An 18,621-nucleotide genomic window follows, 5' to 3' on the forward strand; every position below is an offset into this window, starting at 1 on the left:
GTTGGCGTCGGCGCGATCGGCTCGGGCCGCCACGCGGCGAGCGCCGCTTCGTCGGGCCGTTGCGCGCTGCGATGGCCCGCGTCGTCGAGCGCACGGCGCAGGCCGCTGACGATCAGCCCGCGGATCATTTGCGGCTCGCGGAATCGGACCTCGGTTTTGGCTGGGTGGACGTTGACGTCGACCATGTCGGCGGGAAGGTCGAGGAAGAGTGCCACTACCGGATGCCGGTCACGCGCCAGCATCTCGGCATAAGCTCCGCGCACCGCCCCCGCGAGCAATCGGTCCTTCACCGGGCGCCCATTGACGAACAGATATTGGTGATCGGCGACGCCGCGGTTGAAGGTTGGCAGCCCCGCCACGCCGCCCAGCCGCACGCCCTCGCGCGCGAGGTCGATAGCAACGCTGTTCTCGATCAACGCGCGGTCGGTCAGCGCCGCGACGCGGCCGGGGCGATCCTCGGGCGCGTTGGTCGAGAGTGCGCGCCGCCCGTCATGCTCGACCGAGAAGGCGATATCGGGTCGTGCCATCGCCAGGCGGCGTACCACGTCGAGGCTCGCGCCATATTCCGCGCGCGGCGAGCGCAGGAACTTGCGCCGCGCAGGGACTCTGTCGAACAGTGCCTCGACGCGAACGCGCGTCCCAGGCGGAAGGGCCGCAGGCCCTTCCTCCACCACCGCGCCGTTGTCGACCACGCGCCGCCAGCCATCGGCACCGCGCACGCGGCTTTCGAGCGTCAGCCGGGCGACGCTGGCGATCGACGGCAACGCCTCGCCGCGAAAGCCCAAGGTGACGACATTTTCGATTGCCTCATCTGGCAGTTTCGAGGTGGCGTGGCGCTCGAGCGCGAGCGCCATATCGGCCGCGGTCATGCCGCATCCGTCGTCGATGACTTCGATCAAATCCACGCCGCCAGAGGCCAGCTTGACGGCAATTCGGGTCGCCCCCGCATCGACCGCGTTTTCGACCAATTCCTTCAACGCACTGGCGGGTCTTTCTACCACTTCACCCGCGGCGATACGGTTGACGAGATGCTCTGGAAGGCGGCGTATTGACATGGGTTTGACTCTAGACCAAGCGACGCCATCCCGCGACCGCAAATGCCAATAAACCGGAGCCCGGATTTGGCTTTGGCGGACGGGATGAAACAACCCGGCGCATGCTGTCACATCGGCCTCGAATTCGGACGGTCAAAAACGAAATGGTCTTCTCGCGTTTCTTCAAATTCATGTCGCATGACATGGCGATCGATCTGGGGACGGCCAATACCGTCGTCTATCTGCGTGGCCGCGGCGTCGTCCTCAACGAACCGTCGGTCGTGGCGGTCGAGACGATCAACGGGGTCAAGAAGGTCAAGGCCGTCGGCGACGACGCCAAGCTAATGATGGGCAAGACGCCGGACAGCATCCAGGCGATCCGTCCCTTACGCGACGGCGTCATCGCCGACATCGACGTCGCCGAACAGATGATCAAGCACTTCATCCACAAGGTGCATGGCGGGCAACGCCGCTTCATGCGCTGGCCGCAGATCGTGATCTGCGTGCCGTCGGGATCGACCTCGGTCGAGCGCCGCGCGATCCGCGATGCGGCGTCGAACGCCGGTGCCAGCCAGGTTTGGCTGATCGAGGAACCGATGGCCGCCGCGATCGGTGCCGACATGCCGGTAACCGAGCCGATCGGATCGATGGTCGTCGATATCGGCGGCGGCACTACCGAGGTCGCGGTGCTGTCGCTGCGTGGCCTTGCCTATACCACGTCGGTCCGCGTCGGCGGCGACAAGATGGACGAAGCGATCGTCTCCTATGTCCGCCGCAACCATAATCTGCTGATCGGCGAAGCGACTGCCGAGCGGATCAAGCAGGAAGTCGGCACGGCGAAGCCGCCCGCCGACGGCATCGGCCAGACGATCCACATCAAGGGTCGCGACCTGGTCAACGGCGTGCCCAAGGAAATCCAGATCAACCAGGGCCAGATCGCCGAGGCGCTGTCCGAGCCGGTGGGGACGATCGTTGAAGGGGTGCGCATCGCGCTCGAGAATACGGCGCCCGAACTCGCCGCCGACATCGTCGACCAGGGCATCGTGCTCACCGGCGGCGGTGCGCTGCTGGCGGGGATCGACGAAGTGCTGCGCGACGAAACCGGCCTGCCGGTGACGATCGCCGAGGACCCGCTGACTTGCGTCGCACTGGGCACCGGCCGCGCGCTGGAAGATCCGATGTTCCGTGGCGTTCTGCATAACGCTTGATTGAGTCTCGGGCCTGATCCAAGCCTGAGAGCGAAAGAATCCCGGGACTTCGGGGTGCGAGGGAAGTGAATGGCGTCGCCACGCAACCGGCGCCCGGGTTATTCGCGGCGGGCGCAATATAGTCTGTTCATCGGCTACGTGATCGCGATCGCGGGCGTGCTCGTGGGCGCGATCCTGTTGCTGATCTCGAAGCTCGACCCGCCCGCTTTTTCGGCGTTGCGCGCCGGGACGGCGGAAGTCACCGCGCCGGTCAGCTGGGGCGTAGGCTCTGTCGTGCGAGGGATCGGGTCGATTCCCGGCTGGATCGGCAGCTATTTCGGCGTGCATGGCGAGAATGCGCGACTGAAGGAGCAGGTCCAGCGCCAGGAGCAAGTGCTGCTGAAGGCGCGCGCGATCGCCTATGAGAATATCCGCCTCAAGAAGCTGCTCAACATGCGCGAGCCGGCGATTGAGGACATCATCAATGCGCGGCTGGTGAGCTCGTCGGCATCGAGCACGCGGCGCTATGCCCTGGTCTATGCCGGCATCGCCCAAGGCGTGCATGCCGGCATGCCGGTGCGCGGCCCCGATGGGCTGGTCGGCCGGGTGATCGAGGCGGGTCCGGACACCGCCCGCGTGCTGATGATCATCGACCCGGAAAGCGTGATACCGGTGCGGCGCCTGAAGGACGGCGCGCCGGGCTTCGCCGCCGGGCGCGGCGACGGCCTGCTCGAAGTGCGCCCGATTGCCATGACGACGGGCCAGTTCGCCCCTGGCGACATCCTGGTGACCTCGGGGACCGGCGGCATCTTCCCGCCCAACGTGCCGGTCGCCAAGGTCACCGAGCGCGGCCGCGACAGCGCGCTCGCCATGCCGCTGGCGCGCCCCGACGCACTCGATTTCGCCACGGTGATGAAGACCTATTTGCCGCCACCGCCGCCACCCGCCCCGGACACGCGTCCGTGAGTAGGCCACCAAGCGCCTTCGCTCCCCAGACCTCGCCCACTGGCCAATGGCTCATCCCCGTCGGTTCGGTGATGGCGGGGTCGCTGGTCACCGTAATACCGTTCATCGCAACCTTCCCCGTGCTGCCGCCGTTCGGCCTGATGATCCTGCTCGGCTGGCGGTTGATGCGCCCCGAAGCCTTGCGGGTCTGGGCGCCGATTCCGTTCGGGCTGTTCGACGACCTGGTCAGTGGCCAGCCATTGGGCAGCGCGGTGATGTTGTGGAGCATGGCGTTTCTAGCGATCGATATGCTCGACCAGCGGCTGGTGGCGCGCGATTTCTGGCAGGATTGGGTGCTGGCGACCGGCGCGATCGCCTTTGCGTTGATCGGAGGGCGCTTGATCGCGACCGGGATAGAGGCGCATGTCGATACCCTGTTGTTGTTCCAGGTGATCGTCGCGGTGCTGCTCTATCCCTTCATTGCGCGATTGATTGCCTGGCTCGATCTCAAAAGGAGCCGTGCGTGAACCGCCCGACGCGCCTGGTCAACGAGGTCCAGCAATCCTACAGCTTTTCGCGCCGCGCGATCGTGCTGGGCGCGGCGCAAGGCGCGGTCGCGGTGGCGCTGGCCAGCCGCATGACCTGGCTCGCGGTCATCGAGAACCAGCGCTACCAGCTGCTGGCGGAAAGCAATCGCGTCAACCTGACGATGATCCCACCACGCCGCGGCTGGATCATCGACCGCTACGGTCATCCGATCGCCAACAACCGCACCGATTTCCGCGTCGACATCATCCCCGACCGCCTGCCCAAGGAGCAGACCGATCAGGTGTTGAAACTGCTTCAGCACCTTTTGTCGCTACCCCCCGAACAGATCGCGCGGATCCAGACCGACCTCAAGCGCGCCGCCGGCTTCCAGCCGGTTCAGGTCGCGGAAAATCTCGATTGGGACCGGTTCGCCGCGATCCAGGTGCGGCTTCCCGAACTGCCCGGCGTGGCGCCGACGCGCGGCTATTCGCGCAGCTACCCGGCCGGCCCTGCAGTTGCGCATCTGACCGGCTATGTCGGCGCGGCCTCGGCCGAACAGTACAAGCAGACGAAGAACCCGCTGTTCATCACCCCGGGCTTCAAGATCGGTAAGGACGGCCTTGAAAAGGCGCTGGAAGAGAAATTACGCGGCTCGCCCGGTGCCAAGCGCGTGGAAGTCACGGCGCATGGCAAATTGGTGCGCGAACTGGCAACGCGGCAGGACGTGCCGGGACACAATCAACGGCTGACCATCGACGCGGGATTGCAGGAATATGCCGCGCGCCGGCTCGGGACCAATTCGGGTTCGGCGGTGGTCATCGACATCACCAGCGGCGACTTGCTCGCCTTCGTGTCGATGCCGGCTTACGACCCCAACAGCTTTTCCGACGGTATCAGCCATCTCGAATGGAAGATGCTGTCGGACAACGACCACGTGCCGTTGATGAACAAGATCCTCCAGGGGCTTTACCCACCGGGATCGACGGTCAAGCCGATGAACGGGCTGGCGCTGCTGCGTGCGGGGGTCAGTCCCGATGACCGCATCAGCTGCGGCGGCGCACTCCGGGTCGGCAACGGCATTTTCCACTGCCACAAGAAGTCGGGGCACGGCCCGCTCAACCTCAAGCAAGCGATCATGGCCAGCTGCGACATCTATTTCTACGAGATGGTCCGGCGGCTCGGCTACGACCAGGTGGCGCCGGTCGCGCGGACGCTGGGGCTCGGGCAGAAGTTCGACCTTCCCTTCTCGACTCAGCGCTATGGCACGGTCCCCGACAGCGCGTGGAAGCTCAGGAAGTACAAGGCCGACTGGACCGTCGCCGATTCGCTCAACGCGTCAATCGGTCAGGGCTATGTGCTGGCCAATCCGATCCAGCTCGCAGTGATGGCCTCGCGCATCGCCTCGGGCCGGTCGTTGCAGCCGCGCATCGTGATGAACGGCAACGCGCCGATCGCCAACCCACTGCCGCTCAACCCGGAACACCTCGCCTATATCCGCGACGCCATGTACGGCGTGGTCAATCAGGGCGGCACCGGCGGCCGTGCCCGGCTTAACATTCCCGGCGCCTCACTAGGCGCCAAGACGGGCACCGCCCAGGTTCGGCGTATCACCATGGCCGAGCGCGCGGGCGGCGTCCGCTCGAACGCCTCACTGCCTTTCAAGATGCGCGACCATGCCCTGTTCATCTGCTTCGCGCCGGTCGAAAATCCAAAATATGCCGCCGCCGTCGTGCTCGAACATGGCGGCCATACGGTGACCAACCTCGACACGCCGGGGATCGGGCGCGACATCATCACCTATCTGCTTGACCGCGACCGCGCGCTGAAGTCGCTGGCCGAGGTCGAGCCGACCTGGGGCGGCGATATCGCCACGCGCATGGCCGCCGAGACCGCCGCCTATAAGAGCCAGATCTCGCTGGTACAGGGCGCGCAGACCGAAACCAACGCCACCGCGGCACCGACCGACGCCCCGGCAGTCGAGGCGGCGACCGATGCCGCCAATTCGTCGGCGGCGGCGATCGCCAACACCGCGCAGCCGGCCGAAGAAGGATCGCGCGAGGTCGATCAATGAGACTTGGCAATGACTAAAGGTTCCTCCGCCAATCTCGGCTTCGTGCCCGAGCCGCTCGCGCAATTGCCGTGGAAGGTCATCCTGCTGGTCCTGGCGATCGGCTGTTTCGACCTGCTGGTGCTCTATTCGGCGGCGGGCGGACATATCCGCCCCTGGGCGCTGTCGCAGGGTGTCCGCTTCTTCGTCCTGCTCGGCGGCGCGATGGCCCTGTCGCGCGTGCGCGAAAGCACCTGGAGTTCGATCAGCCTGCCGGTCTACGGCGTCATCATCCTGATGTTGCTGGGCGTCGAGATCCTCGGCAAGGTTGCCGGCGGTGGCCAGCGCTGGCTCGAACTCGGCATCATCCGGCTGCAGCCATCCGAATTGATGAAGCCCTTCATCGTGCTCGCCTGCGCGCGCTTCTACGAGATGCTGCCCCCGGCCGAGATCCGCAAGTTCGGCGCGATCTGGCCGCCCTTGGTACTGATCGGCATCCCCGCCGCGCTGGTCATGCTCCAGCCTGATCTCGGTACCGCGCTCATGATCACCGCGGGCGGGATCACAGTGATGTTCCTCGCCGGCGTCCCGCTGCGCCTGTTCATCGGCGGCGGACTGGCCGGTGCGATCCTGGCGCCGATCGCGTTCAACTTCGTGCTCCACGATTACCAGCGCAACCGCATCCTGATCTTCATGGATCCCGAAAGCGATCCGCTCGGCACCGGCTATCACATCAGCCAGTCGAAGATCGCGATCGGATCGGGCGGGATTTTCGGCAAGGGATTCCTCAACGGAACGCAGAGCCATCTCGATTATCTGCCCGAGGGTCATACAGACTTCGCCTTGGCGACGATGATGGAGGAATGGGGGCTAGTCGGCGGCGTGCTGCTGGTCATCGCGTGGTTCACGATCATCTGGTGGGCTGTCAATGTCGCGTTACGCTCGCAGGGCCGCTTCGCGCGCCTCACAGCCGCCGGCCTTGCTACCACCCTGTTCTTCTACGTCTCGATCAACATGGCGATGGTGATGGGCATGGCGCCGGTGGTCGGCGTGCCGTTGCCGCTGATCAGTTTCGGCGGATCGTCGCAGCTGACGGTGCTGTTGTGCATCGGCATCCTGATGTCGCTCGACCGCCAGAACCGACAACAGACTCGCTGGTAACGCCCAGGCGGACGCCAATTGCGGCGGCGCAAAAAAGGGGTTGCAAAGCGCGCGTGCGATGGTAATTGCCCCCCTCCCCGTCCGGGGGGCCGCTCTTAACAGCGGCAGCCGCAAGCCGGCATGGACGCATAGCTCAGTTGGTAGAGCAGCTGACTCTTAATCAGCGGGTCCTAGGTTCGAGCCCTAGTGCGTCCACCATTTTTTCAATGACTTAACGGGCGTGAAATGGGCCAGCCAACGGGCGGCTTGACGGCGGATGCACGAGGTTGGCAACCGCCGCTACCATATCTCGTTCCGCAATTGATGTTCGTACAGCTGACGCGCTTCGTTGGGGCGAAGACACCGCCTATCGTCATCCCGGCAGCGCGCCGGCTACCGGCATCACCAGCACCGGCTTGACCACCGATCCGTCGCTGGAGGCGGCGAATGCGCGTTCGATCTCGGCAAAGGGATAGGTCCGGACAAGCTTTTCTAGCGGTAATTGGCCGGCGCGATAATGATCTATGAGCCTGGGAATGAAGCGCCGGGGGTCGATGCCGCCCTCTACCACGCCAACGACACGTCGGCCGACAGCCATGATGGCGGAGGGATCGACGGAGATCGCTCCGCCGGGCGGATAGGCGCCGACCAGCGCCAGCGTTCCACGCGGTGCAAGCAGATCGATCGCGCGTTCCACCAATGCCGGAACACCGGTCGTGTCGACGATATAGTCGAACCCGCCCGACAGCCGTTCGATCGCATCGACCGTTTCCGTCGCGCCGAGATCGCGTGCCAGATCGAGGCGGGCGGGATGGAGGTCGAGCACCGCGATCCTGCCCGCACCGAGAATCCGTGCGGCCATCACCGCGGCCAGCCCGACCGCGCCGGCGCCGAATACCGCTATCGATTGGCCGGGTTGCAGGCGCAGCGTTTCCATCACCGTGCCGGCACCGGTCTGGATGCCGCAGCCGAGCGGGGCGAGCAAGGCGAGCGGCAAGGCGGGGTCGATCGACACCACATTGTCGGCATGCGCAAGCGCCGAGGTGGCGAAAGCCGATTGGCCGAAGATGTTGCCCCCGACCGCCGATCCATCGCGCCGGATATCGCCCTCCCCCGGCGTCCGCGCACCGAGAAAATTGCGCGGGACGAATTCGTTGCAATAGCCAGGCTGATGATCGCCGCACGCCGCGCATCGGCCGCAACTGTGGAAGCTGAGCAGCACATGATCGCCCGGCGCGATCCCCTCGACCGCCGAGCCTACCGCCTCGACCACCCCGGCCCCTTCATGGCCCAGCACCACCGGAAAGGGGATTGGCAATCCGCCCTCGCGCATCACCATGTCGGTGTGGCAGACACCGCAGGCGTGAATGGCGACCCGAACCTGCTCGGGTCCGGGCGGGTCGATCGTAACCGGGGCGAGCGTGAACTCGCCGCCCGGCGCCTCGACGATCGCAGCCTGTGCCGTCAGTCGCTCCATCGGATCAGAACCGGAAGCCAAACTTGGCATACCATTCACGCGGCCGGTTATAGGTCCCGAAGAACGCCCCCGCCGAAATGTTCGATCCGCCCGAGGTGAGATAGCGGCCGTCGGTCAGGTTGGTGCCGCCAACCGTTAGCGTCCAATGGTCGCCGGGCTCGCGATAGGACAGGCTGGCATTGACCGTATTGGTGGTCGGCCGGAACAACAGATAGGTGCGCTGCGCGTCGTTCCACGCGCTGGTGGTGTGGCTCCAATCGGCGAGCAATGTCAGCGATCCGCCATTGCCCAGCCTGGTTTCATAGCGCGGGCTGAGGCTGATCTGCCATTTCGGCGTCTTCGGCAGGGCTGCCCCGACCAATGTTCCAGCCTGGAAGACATTGGCCCCGCCCACCGCCGTCGCGGCCGGGGAGACATAGGTGTAATAGGCATCGGTATAGCCGACCGATCCGTTGATCGTCAGGCCGGCCACCGGTGCTGCGACCATCTCCACCTCGAAGCCCTTGATGCGCGCATTGCCGGCATTGGCGATGGTCGGCGAGGTTCCGATCTGGATGTTGAGCTGGATGCCCTGATAGTCGGTGGTGTAAGCTGCGGCGTTGAGCTGCAGCTTGTGATCGAACCAGGTCGACTTGACGCCCGCTTCCCAGGTTGTTGCCTTCTCCTCATCGAAGCCCGGCGCGACATTGCCCTGCGGATTGGTCAGGCGCGTGGTCCAGCCGCCGGTCTTATAGCCCTTCGACCAGCTGCCATAGAACAGGATGTCCTTGGCGGCATGCAGCTGGATGCCGACCTTGGGCGAGAAGTTGGTGAAGGTCTTGCGGTTGACGCCCGGCACATAGACGCGGACCGGATTGTTCGGATCGGGGAAGGACAATCCCTGCTGGCATGTCACTGGCGCAAGCGGGAACGGGCCGTTGGGCGTGATGTTGCCATTGGCGTCGGAACAGCCGAACAATTTGTAGTTGAACCCGTTGAGTTCCTGCTGCCCGCCCTCGAATTGCTTGTTTTCGCGCGTGTAGCGGCCGCCCAGCGTGATGCCGATCAGGTCTATCGGGCGGAAATCCACTTGTCCGAAGGCGGCGTAATTCTCGGTCTTGAGCGTATTGGGACCGTCGACCTGGACCAGCCCCTCGGCGAAGGTGACATAATCGTGCAGGTCGCCGGCTTCCTTGAAATAATAGGCCCCGACCACATAGTTGAGCTTGTTGTCGAACGCCTTGCCGAGCAGCTGCACTTCCTGGCTGAACTGCCACTGGTTCATCTTGAAGCTGAGCTGCAGGAAATTGAGCGGCGAGCCGTCGGCGTCGAGACCGGCATTCCAGTGCAAGGCGCGATACGCGGTGATCGACTTGATCGCGACATTCTTCGCCAGGTCGATATCGACGATGCCGGACACGCCCCAATTCTGGAGATTGGAATAGCTGTTGCCAGTGGCGTAGCTGCGGTCGGGATCGGCAATGACGAAGCGGCTGTCCCAGGGCAGCCGGTCGTTATTGGGATTGCCGTCGACATTGACGCTGGCGACGCTCGGCAGCTTGAATTGCGGGCTGTACTGGGTGCTCGTCACCCCGCACAGCGCCTGCGCGCCACGCGCGGCGATTTGTGCCGACGTGGCGCCGATGCAGAAATTGTACAGCCCGGCGAATAGCGAACCGGTGGTGCCGGTCGGATCGAAGGCGGTGCCCGGCAGGTTGGTCGTGCCGGCAAAATTGCCCGGCACGGTTTCGGCGGTTCCCAGCAGCTTGTTGGCCGATGTTCCCTTGTCGCGGCTGTAATCGCCCGACAGGGTCAGCCGGACCGGGCCGCCATTGTCCCATTTGAGCTTGCCGCGCAGGTTGAAATTGTCGTTGGCGCCTTCGCGCCGCGCGCTCTCACGCCCCGCCGCGTCGAACTGGGTATAGGACGGCGAATTGTTCGCGCGCGCATCGGGATAGGGAATGCGCTTCAGAAAACCGTCGCGCGTCCGCACCCCGAAGGTCAGCGACGAGGACAACCCATCGGCGATCGGAACGTCGACCGTGCCGCGCGCCTGGAGCAGGTTGAAGCTGCCGACGGTCATGTCGCCGCTGACGCGAAAGGTCTTGCCGGGGTCGTGGGTGACGATCGAGATCGCGCCGCCGATCGTGTTGCGCCCGAACAACGTCCCCTGCGGTCCCTTCAGAATCTCGACGCGCTCCACGTCAGGCAGGTCCTGGTTGGCGCCGACCGTCCGTGCCAGATAGACGCCGTCGAGATAGATGCCGACGCCGGGATCGATGTTGAAGGCGAAATCGTCCGACCCGATGCCGCGAATATAGGCGGACAGCACGGCGGTGGAGCCGGAAAAAGGCGTGCCCGCATCGAGATTGACGTTGGGCGCGATCGCCGACAGCTGGGCGATGCTGGTGACCGCGCGCTCCTTCAGCGTATCGGCGGTGAAGGCCGAGATGGCGATCGGCACGTCCTGGACATTTTCGGACCGCTTCTGCGCGGTGACGACGATATCGGGAATGCCGTTATTGGTCTCAACCTGGGACGGATCCACCGGGGGCGGCGCCGCCTGCGCATGCGCGAGCGACGGCAGGATGACGGTGGTCCCCAACAGGATGCCGATGATTGACGTGCGCAAATTGTCCTCCCCTGAACCCGGCCGTTTCGAACGGTCTGAGGAAGCTTGGTAGCGCGCGCCGACCCCGTCGGCTTGGATTGGAGCGAATGGCGGTTATGGACTCACGCGAACCGGGTCCGGCCTGCGGCAGGGAAATCGCGAATGGAGCTCGCGTGGCGAATTGACTCGTTTGCCGCTCTTCATATCCTCTCGGTGCCAAGAATACGCCGCTTGGGATTGAGACGATTCCGCTCCACCCTTTGTCATGCCGGGCTCGTCCCGGCATCCACCGTGGTAGTTGTCCAACGGCCGCTGGGTACGCGGCGCGGTGGATGCCGGCACAAGGCCGGCATGACGGGTGACGCTGATTTCGACGGTTATGGACTCTTCGCAGCGGGCTCAATGCATATGCGATTCCCTGCACCCGCGAGAGCCTGCGGTCAGTCGATGATCTCCGGCCAGTACAGCCGCTCCGGATTGTCGATCAGCAGCTTGCGCTGCAATTCGGCCGTCGGGGCGATACGTGGGATCATATCGACCAGCGCGCCGTCGTCGGGGATCGCATCCTGCATATTGGGGTGTGGCCAATCGGTGCCCCACAAAGCGCGATCGGGATAATCGGCGATCAGCGGCAAGACGGCGGTCGCGAAGTCATCCCAGGGCGGGCCGGCGGGATCGAGCCGGTCGGGACAGGTCGCCTTGAACCAGATGTCGTCGCGGCTGTCGAGCAACCGCCGGAGCGCGCGCATGTCGGCGCCGTCGGGCCCCTGGCTGACATCGGGGCGGCCCATGTGGTCAATTACCAGCGGGACCGGGATCGCGTCGAGGAACGGCCGCAATTCCTCCAGGATATCCGCCTCGAAATAGACCACGACGTGCCAGCCCGATGGCAACCGCCCCGCCACATCGAGGAACTTGTCCTTGGGCGCGTCGTCGACCAACCGCTTGAGGAAGTTGAAGCGGATGCCGCGGATGCCGCCGTCGTGCAGCGCTTGCAACTCGGCTTCGCCGATGGCGGGGTCGACCACAGCGACTCCCCTGGCCTTGCCGTTCGATCGCGCGATCGCGTCCAGCGTCGCGGCGTTATCGGTACCGTGGCAGCTCGCCTGGACGATGACGTTGCGGTCGAACCCCAGCCGCTCGCGCAGCGCGAATAGCATGTCGGGGCCGGCGTCCTGCGGCGAATATTTGGCTTTCGCGCTGAACGGGAATTGCGCGGCGGGCCCGAAGACGTGGCAATGCGCGTCGATCGCACCGGGTGGCGGCACGAAATGCGGGCTCGAAGGCGATTCGGTCCAGCTGCGGATACGCCCGTTCGCGTCGATACTCATCCGAACACCTCGCCATCCATCAGTTTGCGAGCGGTGCGGAGCAAGGCGGCGGTCGCGACCTGACCATCGTCGTCCAACGTCAGCACACAGCTCATCTCGCCGGTCGGATGCTCGACCGACAGCGTCTTGACCGGCCCGTCCGGAATGGCCGCGACCGCAGCCGCGGGTGAGCCGGGAACCAGGCAGGCAGTAGCCACGCTGACCGCGCCGAGCACGCCGATCGTTGCGTGCGCGCGATGCGGGATGAAGCTCCTCACCGTCACTGCCCCGCCCTGCCGCGGCGGCGCCACCAGCATCATCTTGGGCACCGATTTCTCGGTCACGTCGCCCAGGTTCATCAGCGGCCCGGCCTTGAGCCGGATCGCCTCGATCCGCGCCTTGAGCGCCATGTCGTTGTCGAGCGTCTCGCGATCCTCATAGCCGGTCGCGCTCACCTCGGCCGCGCTGAACACGACGCACGGCATGCCATTGTCGATCAGCGTGCAGGCCACGCCCTCTATCATGTCGACCGCGTTGCCAGTCGGCAGCAACGCGCCGCACGACGATCCGGCAGTATCGCGGAATTCCAGCGGTACCGGCGCCGCATTGCCCGGCACGCCATCGATCCGCGCCTCGCCATGATAGACTGGTACGCCGTCGCGCGTCCGCACGGTGGCGACCGCGATCTGCCCGGTATTTTCCATGAAGATCGCGACGCGGGTCTCCTCGCCGGTCGCCGCGACCAAGCCGCGCTCGATCGCGAACGGTCCGACTCCCGCGAGCATATTACCGCAATTCTGAGCATCGGTGACGATCGCCTGGTCGACGAACACCTGGAGGAACAGATAATCGACATCGACGCCGGGGCGGTTGGATTTGGCTACGACGGCGACCTTGGAAGTCAAGGGATCGGCGCCGCCCATGCCGTCGATCTGGCGCGGATCGGGCGACCCCATCACGCGAAGCAAGAATGCGTCGCGCTGGGCTTTCTCGCGCGGCAGATCGTCGGCGAGGAAGAAGGCCCCCTTGGACGTGCCGCCACGCATCCACATGCACCGCACGCCGTCACTCATAGACGAGCCCCATCGCCTCGAGCTTGCCGCGCATGTCGTAGATGTCGAGCCCGAGCTCGCCCGCCGCCAGCCGCTTGCGCTTCGATTCCTCCGCGGCCTCGCGCGCCTGCGCCTTTTTGAGCACCGCAGCCGCGTCGGTGCGCCTAACCACACACACCCCGTCATCATCGGCGACGATCACGTCCCCCGGTTCGATCGCCGCCCGGGCGCAGACGATCGGCACGTTGACCGATCCCAATGTCGCCTTGACCGTTCCTTGCGCGAACACCGCCTTCGACCAGACCGGGAAACCCATCTGCGTCAGATCGCGAACGTCGCGCACGCCCGCATCGATCACCAGCCCACGGCATCCCCGCGCCATCGCCGAGGTCGCCAAGAGGTCGCCGAAATAGCCGTCCTCGCATGGACTGGTCGGCGCCAGCACCAGGATATCGCCGTCCCGCAACTGTTCGATCGCGACATGGACCATCCAATTGTCGCCGGGCGGTGCCGAGATCGTGACGGCCGATCCGGCGATCCGCGCGCCGGGATAGATCGGCCGCATCCGGCTGGCGAGCAGTCCGACCCGGCCTTGTGCCTCGTGCACCGTGGCGACGCCGGCACGCGCCAGCCCGTCGATCACCGACGCATCGGCGCGCGCGATGTTGCGAACCACTCGACCAGCCATATCCACCTCGCCTCAAAACATTCCCCGTCAGCGCTAGAGAAGGCGCCGAAGAGGCGGCATTCACAATTATCCCCCAGCGATAAGTTTTTGCTATGATCGCGTATGATTACCAATGCATTCGACCTCAACATCCGGCATTTGCGCGCGATATCGGCGATCGTCCGCCACGGCAGCATGAGCGCTGCGGCCGACGCGGTGAGCCTGTCGCAGCCGGCGCTGACCCAGGGGCTCGCCAAGCTGGAGCGCCAACTGGGTGCGGCGCTGTTCGAACGCCGCCCCGACGGGATGTCGGCGACGCCCGAGGGCCAGTTGGCGAGCGAACGCGTAGATGCCGCACTCAACCATCTGACCACCGCCACCCGCGCCACCGCGCGAGGCGGCGCGCGCAGTTTCGCGCGGCCCGAATTGCTGATGACGGCGACCCAATTGCGCGCGTTCCTCGCGGTGGCGGATGCCGGCAGTTTCGTCGGCGCGGCCGACGCCACAAGCCTGTCGCAGCCCGCTATCCATCGCGCGGTCCGCGACCTCGAACAGCTGTGCGCCACCCCGCTGGTCGAACGGCGCGGACGCGGCGTCGCGCTGTCGCCATCAGGCGTCAAGCTGGCCCGCGGGATCAGGCTCGCGCGAAGCGAACTTGCCGCGCTGATCGCGGAAGTCGCGGCCGAGCCCGAGGGTGGCGGAAGCGTGGTGATCGGCGCGATGCCGCTGTGCCGCGCGTTGATCCTCCCCGCGGCGATCGCGCGGTTCACGCGCGATTTTCCCGGGACGATGATCGACGTGGTCGAGGGGTCGTGGCGCGAGCTGGTCGATCCGTTGCGTGACGGTGTGCTCGACCTGATGATCGGCGCGCTTCGTCCGACCGCCCCGCCCGATTGCGTGCAAGAGCCGCTGATGGTCGACCGGCTCGCAGTGATCGGTCGCGCCGGGCACCCGCTCGCGCAGGTCGAGCGGCCGTCGCTCGATCAACTGGCCGACTATCCCTGGATCGTCGGCCAGCCGGGAACGCCGCTCCGTCTGCAATGGGAAGCCTTGTTCGCTGGCCGTCCCCGCCCGCGCGCGCCGATCGAATGCGGATCGGTGATGGTCATCCGCGGCGTGCTCGCCGATGGCGACTTCCTGACCCTGCTGTCGCCCGACCAGGTGGCGCTAGAGGTCGATGGCGGCCTGCTGACCACGATCGGCCCGCGGCTGGAGCACAGCATTCGAACGATCGGCGTCACGACCCGCGAACATTGGCGCCCCACCCTGCCCCAGGCGCGGTTTCTCGAACTGCTTCGCTCGACCATCATCTGAATCGGACTTCAGGAATTCCGATAGCGATCCCGGCAAACCGATTGGGGCCTCGGCGGACATAGCGGCTAGCGCTGGGTCATGGACGGAGGGATTGCCTTTATCGGATTTGGCGAAGCCGGACAGGCGTTCGCCGACGGGCTCGGCCGGCCCGCCCGTGCCTATGACCGCAAGACTTATGTCGGCCCGACCCGCCGCGCCAAGCTGAACGATTACGACCGGCTCGGTGTGCAGGGCGCGCTGACCAACCAGGCTGCGGTCGAAGGGGCCGGGCTGATCCTGTCGCTGGTGACCGCAGACAAGGCGCTCGCGGCGGCACGCGAGACCGCGCGCGGTATCGAACCGAATGCGCTCTATTGCGACATGAATTCGGTCGCGCCGCAGACGAAACGCGAGGCGGTGGGCGCGATCGAGCAAGCCGGCGCGCATTATATAGACATCGCGGTCATGGCGCCGGTGCATCCCGCCGGGCGCGCCGTGCCGCTGTTGGTCAGCGGCCCCCAGGCCGAGCGGGCCGCGCAGGCGCTGGGCGCGATCGGCTTCGGCAATGTCCGCGTCATCGCCGGCGGGATCGGCACGGCATCGGCGATCAAGATGATCCGATCGGTGATGGTCAAGGGAATCGAGGCGCTGACTGCCGAATGCGTACTGGCGGCTGACGCGGCGGGCGTCCGCGACGAGGTCATCGCCTCGCTCGACGCCAGCTGGCCGGGTGCCGACTGGAGCCGTCGGGCCGATTACAATCTCGACCGGATGATGGTGCATGGCCTGCGTCGCGCGGCCGAGATGGAGGAAGTGGTGCGGACGCTCGACGCGCTCGGCACCGGATCGGCGATGAGCCGCGGAACGGTCGAGCGCCAGCGCGCCATCGGATCGCGCGCTTTGTCCCCCGCCGCCACGCTCGACGCCAAGCTCGCGGCATTACTCGGCCGATCGAAGGAACAGGCTGCATGACGTTGGTGATCGACTGCCACGGCCATTACACCACGGTGCCCGCCGCCCATAGCGAGTGGCGCGAGGCGCAGAAGGCCGCGTTCAAGGAAGGCGGGACCCCGCCCCCCTACCCCGCCATCTCCGACGACGAGATTCGCGAAAGCCTGGAAGCGAACCAGATCCGGCTGATCCGCGAACGCGGCGCGGACATTACGATCTTCAGCCCACGTGCCTCGGCAATGGCGCCGCATGTCGGCGACGAGGCGGTCGCGACCGCCTGGGCGCAGGTCAATAACGACCTGATCAAGCGCTGCGTCGATCTCTATCCGGACGTTTTCGCCGGCGTCTGCATGCTGCCGCAGAATCCGAAGGCGGACCTTGCGGGCTCGATCAAGGAACTTGAGCGCTGCGTCACAGAACTCGGCTTTATCGGTTGCAACCTAAACCCCGATCCCGGTGGCGGCCATTTCACCGCGCCGCCGCTGACCGACCATTTCTGGTATCCATTCTACGAGAAGATGGTCGAGCTGGACGTGCCGGCGATGATCCACGTTTCGGGCAGCTGCAATCCTGGGCTACACGCGACCGGCGCCTATTACATCGCCGCCGACACGATCGCCTTCATGCAGCTGATCGAGGGCGACCTGTTCAGGGACTTTCCGACGCTGCGCTTCATCATCCCGCATGGCGGCGGCGCGGTGCCCTATCATTGGGGCCGCTATCGCGGGCTGGCCGACATGCTCAAGAAACCCGCGCTCGCCGTGCACGTCATGAACAACGTGTATTTCGATACCTGCGTCTATCATCAGCCGGGCATCGACCTGCTTACCAAGGTGATCGACAGCAAGAATATCCTGTTCGGCAGCGAGATGGTCGGCGCGGTGCGCGGCATCGATCCGGAAACCGGCCAATATTTCGACGACACCAAACGCTATGTCGATGCGCTCCCGATCGGCGATGGCGAACGGCACGCGATCTTCGAAGGGAATGCCCGCCGCGTCTTCCCGCGCCTCGATCAGCAATTGAAGGAGAAGGGGCGATGAGCGAGCCCGAGGACATCCATTCGTACCTCGCCGAGTTGGACGACATTCCCGGCACGCGCGTGTTCACCGCGAAACGCGCGCGCCAAGGCTATCATATGAACCAGTTCGCGATGAGCCTGATGAAGGCCGAAAATCGCGAGCGCTTCAAAGCGGACGAGCGCGCCTATCTCGACGAATGGCCGCTGTCCGACGACCAGAAGGACGCCATCCTGGCGCGGGATTACAATCGCTGCCTCGATTTGGGCGGCAATGTCTATTTCCTGGCTAAGCTGTTCTCGACCGACGGACTCAGCTTCGCGCAGGCAGTCTCGACGATGACCGACATGAATTTCGAGGATTACACCAAAATGATGGTCGCCGGCGGGCGCTCGCCCGAGGGCCAGCGCTCGATCAAGGCCAATCGCGATGCCGGCGCCGGCGAAGACAAACGAGGGAGCCGCTGATCATGGCAATCATCACCGCCGGCGTCGCGTCGAGCCATGTGCCGCTGCTCGGCGTCGCATCCGATTTCGGCAAGGATTCGGACGATTATTTCTCGCCGATCTTCGCCGGCTACGACTGGACCCGCGCCTGGGAAAAGGCCGAACGGCCCGATGTCGTGATTCTGGTCTATAACGACCACGCCTCCGCCTTCGACATGAAGATCATCCCGACCTTCGCGATCGGTTGCGGTGAGCGCTACAAGCCGGCCGATGAAGGCTGGGGACCGCGTCAGGTGCCCGAGGTCGAAGGGCATCCCGATCTCGCGTGGCACATCGCGCAGAGCCTGATCCTCGACGAATTCGACATGACGATCATCAACGAGATGGATGTCGACCACGGCCTGACCGTTCCGCTGTCGATGATGTTCGGCAAGCCCGACGCCTGGCCGTGCAAGGTCGTGCCGCTGGCGGTCAACGTCGTCACCTATCCGCCGCCTTCGGGCAATCGCTGCTGGGCGCTCGGCGAGGCGATTGCGCGCGCCGTCGCGAGCTTCCCGGAGGATCTGAACGTCCAGGTGTGGGGCACCGGCGGGATGAGCCACCAGCTTCAGGGTCCGCGCGCCGGGCTGATCAATCCCGAATGGGACAATCGCTTCCTCGACGGACTGGTCGGCGAGAGCGATCATCTACGCCGTATCCCGCATATCGAATATCTCCGCGAGACCGGGTCCGAAGGGATCGAGATGGTGATGTGGCTGATCATGCGCGGCGCCCTGGGCAAGCGCACCCGGGCGTTGCATCGCCATTATCACGTGCCCTGCAGCAATACCGCGATCGGCCATATCGTGCTGCGGCCCGACAATGGCGAAGGCCTGGATATGACCGGCGATTACGACGCGGCGCTCGCCGCCGAATAGCCCGCTCCCCCGCGCAGA

General features: G+C 65.3%; 16 protein-coding genes and 1 tRNA gene. 11 read left to right on the forward strand and 6 right to left on the reverse strand.

Features of this window, described 5'->3' with window-relative positions; genetic code table 11:
• Positions 1-1,055 (reverse strand): DNA mismatch repair endonuclease MutL (gene mutL, locus SAS01S_RS02835; RefSeq protein WP_157082646.1); only part of this gene is annotated, 1,055 nt, incomplete at its 3' end.
• A 143-nt stretch (positions 1,056-1,198) separates the two neighbouring features.
• On the opposite strand from mutL, the gene SAS01S_RS02840 reads away from it, so the two are divergent.
• The 6 genes from SAS01S_RS02840 (at position 1,199) to SAS01S_RS02865 (ending at position 7,100) form a co-directional block, all read left to right on the forward strand.
• Positions 1,199-2,242, forward strand: a complete 1,044-nt coding sequence (locus tag SAS01S_RS02840) for a rod shape-determining protein (protein WP_066583527.1) — start codon at positions 1,199-1,201, stop codon at positions 2,240-2,242.
• A gap of 69 nt (positions 2,243-2,311) precedes the next feature.
• Positions 2,312-3,187: a rod shape-determining protein MreC gene (locus tag SAS01S_RS02845; protein WP_066804513.1), complete on the forward strand. Its 876-nt coding sequence runs from the start codon at positions 2,312-2,314 to the stop codon at positions 3,185-3,187.
• Positions 3,184-3,693, forward strand: coding sequence for a rod shape-determining protein MreD (mreD, locus tag SAS01S_RS02850; RefSeq protein ID WP_066804516.1), 510 nt, complete (start codon positions 3,184-3,186; stop codon positions 3,691-3,693). Before SAS01S_RS02845 ends, mreD begins: the two co-directional genes overlap by 4 nt.
• Positions 3,690-5,765 carry a penicillin-binding protein 2 gene (mrdA, locus tag SAS01S_RS02855; protein ID WP_066804518.1) on the forward strand — a complete coding sequence of 692 codons (2,076 nt, stop codon included), beginning with the start codon at positions 3,690-3,692 and terminating at the stop codon, positions 5,763-5,765. Before mreD ends, mrdA begins: the two co-directional genes overlap by 4 nt.
• Positions 5,766-5,774: 9 nt before the next feature.
• Positions 5,775-6,902: a rod shape-determining protein RodA gene (gene rodA, locus SAS01S_RS02860; protein WP_066804520.1), complete on the forward strand. Its 1,128-nt coding sequence runs from the start codon at positions 5,775-5,777 to the stop codon at positions 6,900-6,902.
• Positions 6,903-7,024: 122 nt separating this feature from the next.
• Positions 7,025-7,100 (forward strand) — tRNA-Lys (locus SAS01S_RS02865).
• A 154-nt stretch (positions 7,101-7,254) separates the two neighbouring features.
• Here the strand turns inward: SAS01S_RS02865 and SAS01S_RS02870 are convergent.
• From SAS01S_RS02870 to SAS01S_RS02890, 5 genes are all read right to left on the reverse strand, one after another.
• Positions 7,255-8,358 (reverse strand): NAD(P)-dependent alcohol dehydrogenase, encoded by a 1,104-nt coding sequence (locus SAS01S_RS02870; RefSeq protein ID WP_066804523.1) that lies wholly within the window; start codon positions 8,356-8,358, stop codon positions 7,255-7,257.
• Positions 8,359-8,362: 4 nt separating this feature from the next.
• Positions 8,363-10,885 (reverse strand): TonB-dependent receptor, encoded by a 2,523-nt coding sequence (locus tag SAS01S_RS02875; RefSeq protein WP_245656733.1) that lies wholly within the window; start codon positions 10,883-10,885, stop codon positions 8,363-8,365.
• Between the two features lie 503 nt (positions 10,886-11,388).
• On the reverse strand, positions 11,389-12,279 hold the full coding sequence (locus SAS01S_RS02880; protein ID WP_066804526.1) for an amidohydrolase family protein: 891 nt from the start codon (positions 12,277-12,279) through the stop codon (positions 11,389-11,391).
• Positions 12,276-13,331 carry a 4-oxalomesaconate tautomerase gene (locus SAS01S_RS02885; protein ID WP_066804529.1) on the reverse strand — a complete coding sequence of 352 codons (1,056 nt, stop codon included), beginning with the start codon at positions 13,329-13,331 and terminating at the stop codon, positions 12,276-12,278. The genes SAS01S_RS02880 and SAS01S_RS02885 overlap by 4 nt, the downstream gene beginning before the upstream one ends.
• Positions 13,324-13,998 carry a 4-carboxy-4-hydroxy-2-oxoadipate aldolase/oxaloacetate decarboxylase gene (locus SAS01S_RS02890; RefSeq protein ID WP_066804532.1) on the reverse strand — a complete coding sequence of 225 codons (675 nt, stop codon included), beginning with the start codon at positions 13,996-13,998 and terminating at the stop codon, positions 13,324-13,326. Before SAS01S_RS02890 ends, SAS01S_RS02885 begins: the two co-directional genes overlap by 8 nt.
• Before the next feature lie 102 nt (positions 13,999-14,100).
• Here SAS01S_RS02890 and SAS01S_RS02895 point away from each other — a divergent pair, with 102 nt between their 5' ends.
• The 5 genes from SAS01S_RS02895 (at position 14,101) to SAS01S_RS02915 (ending at position 18,603) form a co-directional block, all read left to right on the forward strand.
• Complete coding sequence (locus SAS01S_RS02895; RefSeq protein ID WP_066804535.1) at positions 14,101-15,291, forward strand: LysR family transcriptional regulator; 1,191 nt, start codon at positions 14,101-14,103, stop codon at positions 15,289-15,291.
• Positions 15,292-15,369: 78 nt separating this feature from the next.
• Positions 15,370-16,242 (forward strand): NAD(P)-dependent oxidoreductase, encoded by an 873-nt coding sequence (locus SAS01S_RS02900; protein WP_066804538.1) that lies wholly within the window; start codon positions 15,370-15,372, stop codon positions 16,240-16,242.
• Entirely contained in the window at positions 16,239-17,264 is a 1,026-nt protein-coding gene (locus SAS01S_RS02905; protein WP_066804540.1) for an amidohydrolase family protein, read from the forward strand. The genes SAS01S_RS02900 and SAS01S_RS02905 overlap by 4 nt, the downstream gene beginning before the upstream one ends.
• Positions 17,261-17,707, forward strand: coding sequence for a protocatechuate 4,5-dioxygenase subunit alpha (gene ligA, locus SAS01S_RS02910; RefSeq protein ID WP_066804543.1), 447 nt, complete (start codon positions 17,261-17,263; stop codon positions 17,705-17,707). Before SAS01S_RS02905 ends, ligA begins: the two co-directional genes overlap by 4 nt.
• A gap of 2 nt (positions 17,708-17,709) precedes the next feature.
• On the forward strand, positions 17,710-18,603 hold the full coding sequence (locus SAS01S_RS02915; protein ID WP_066804547.1) for a class III extradiol dioxygenase subunit beta: 894 nt from the start codon (positions 17,710-17,712) through the stop codon (positions 18,601-18,603).
• Positions 18,604-18,621: the final 18 nt, after the last annotated feature.

It is taken from the genome of Sphingomonas asaccharolytica NBRC 15499, from assembly GCF_001598355.1.
GTDB classification, from domain to species: domain Bacteria; phylum Pseudomonadota; class Alphaproteobacteria; order Sphingomonadales; family Sphingomonadaceae; genus Sphingomonas; species Sphingomonas asaccharolytica.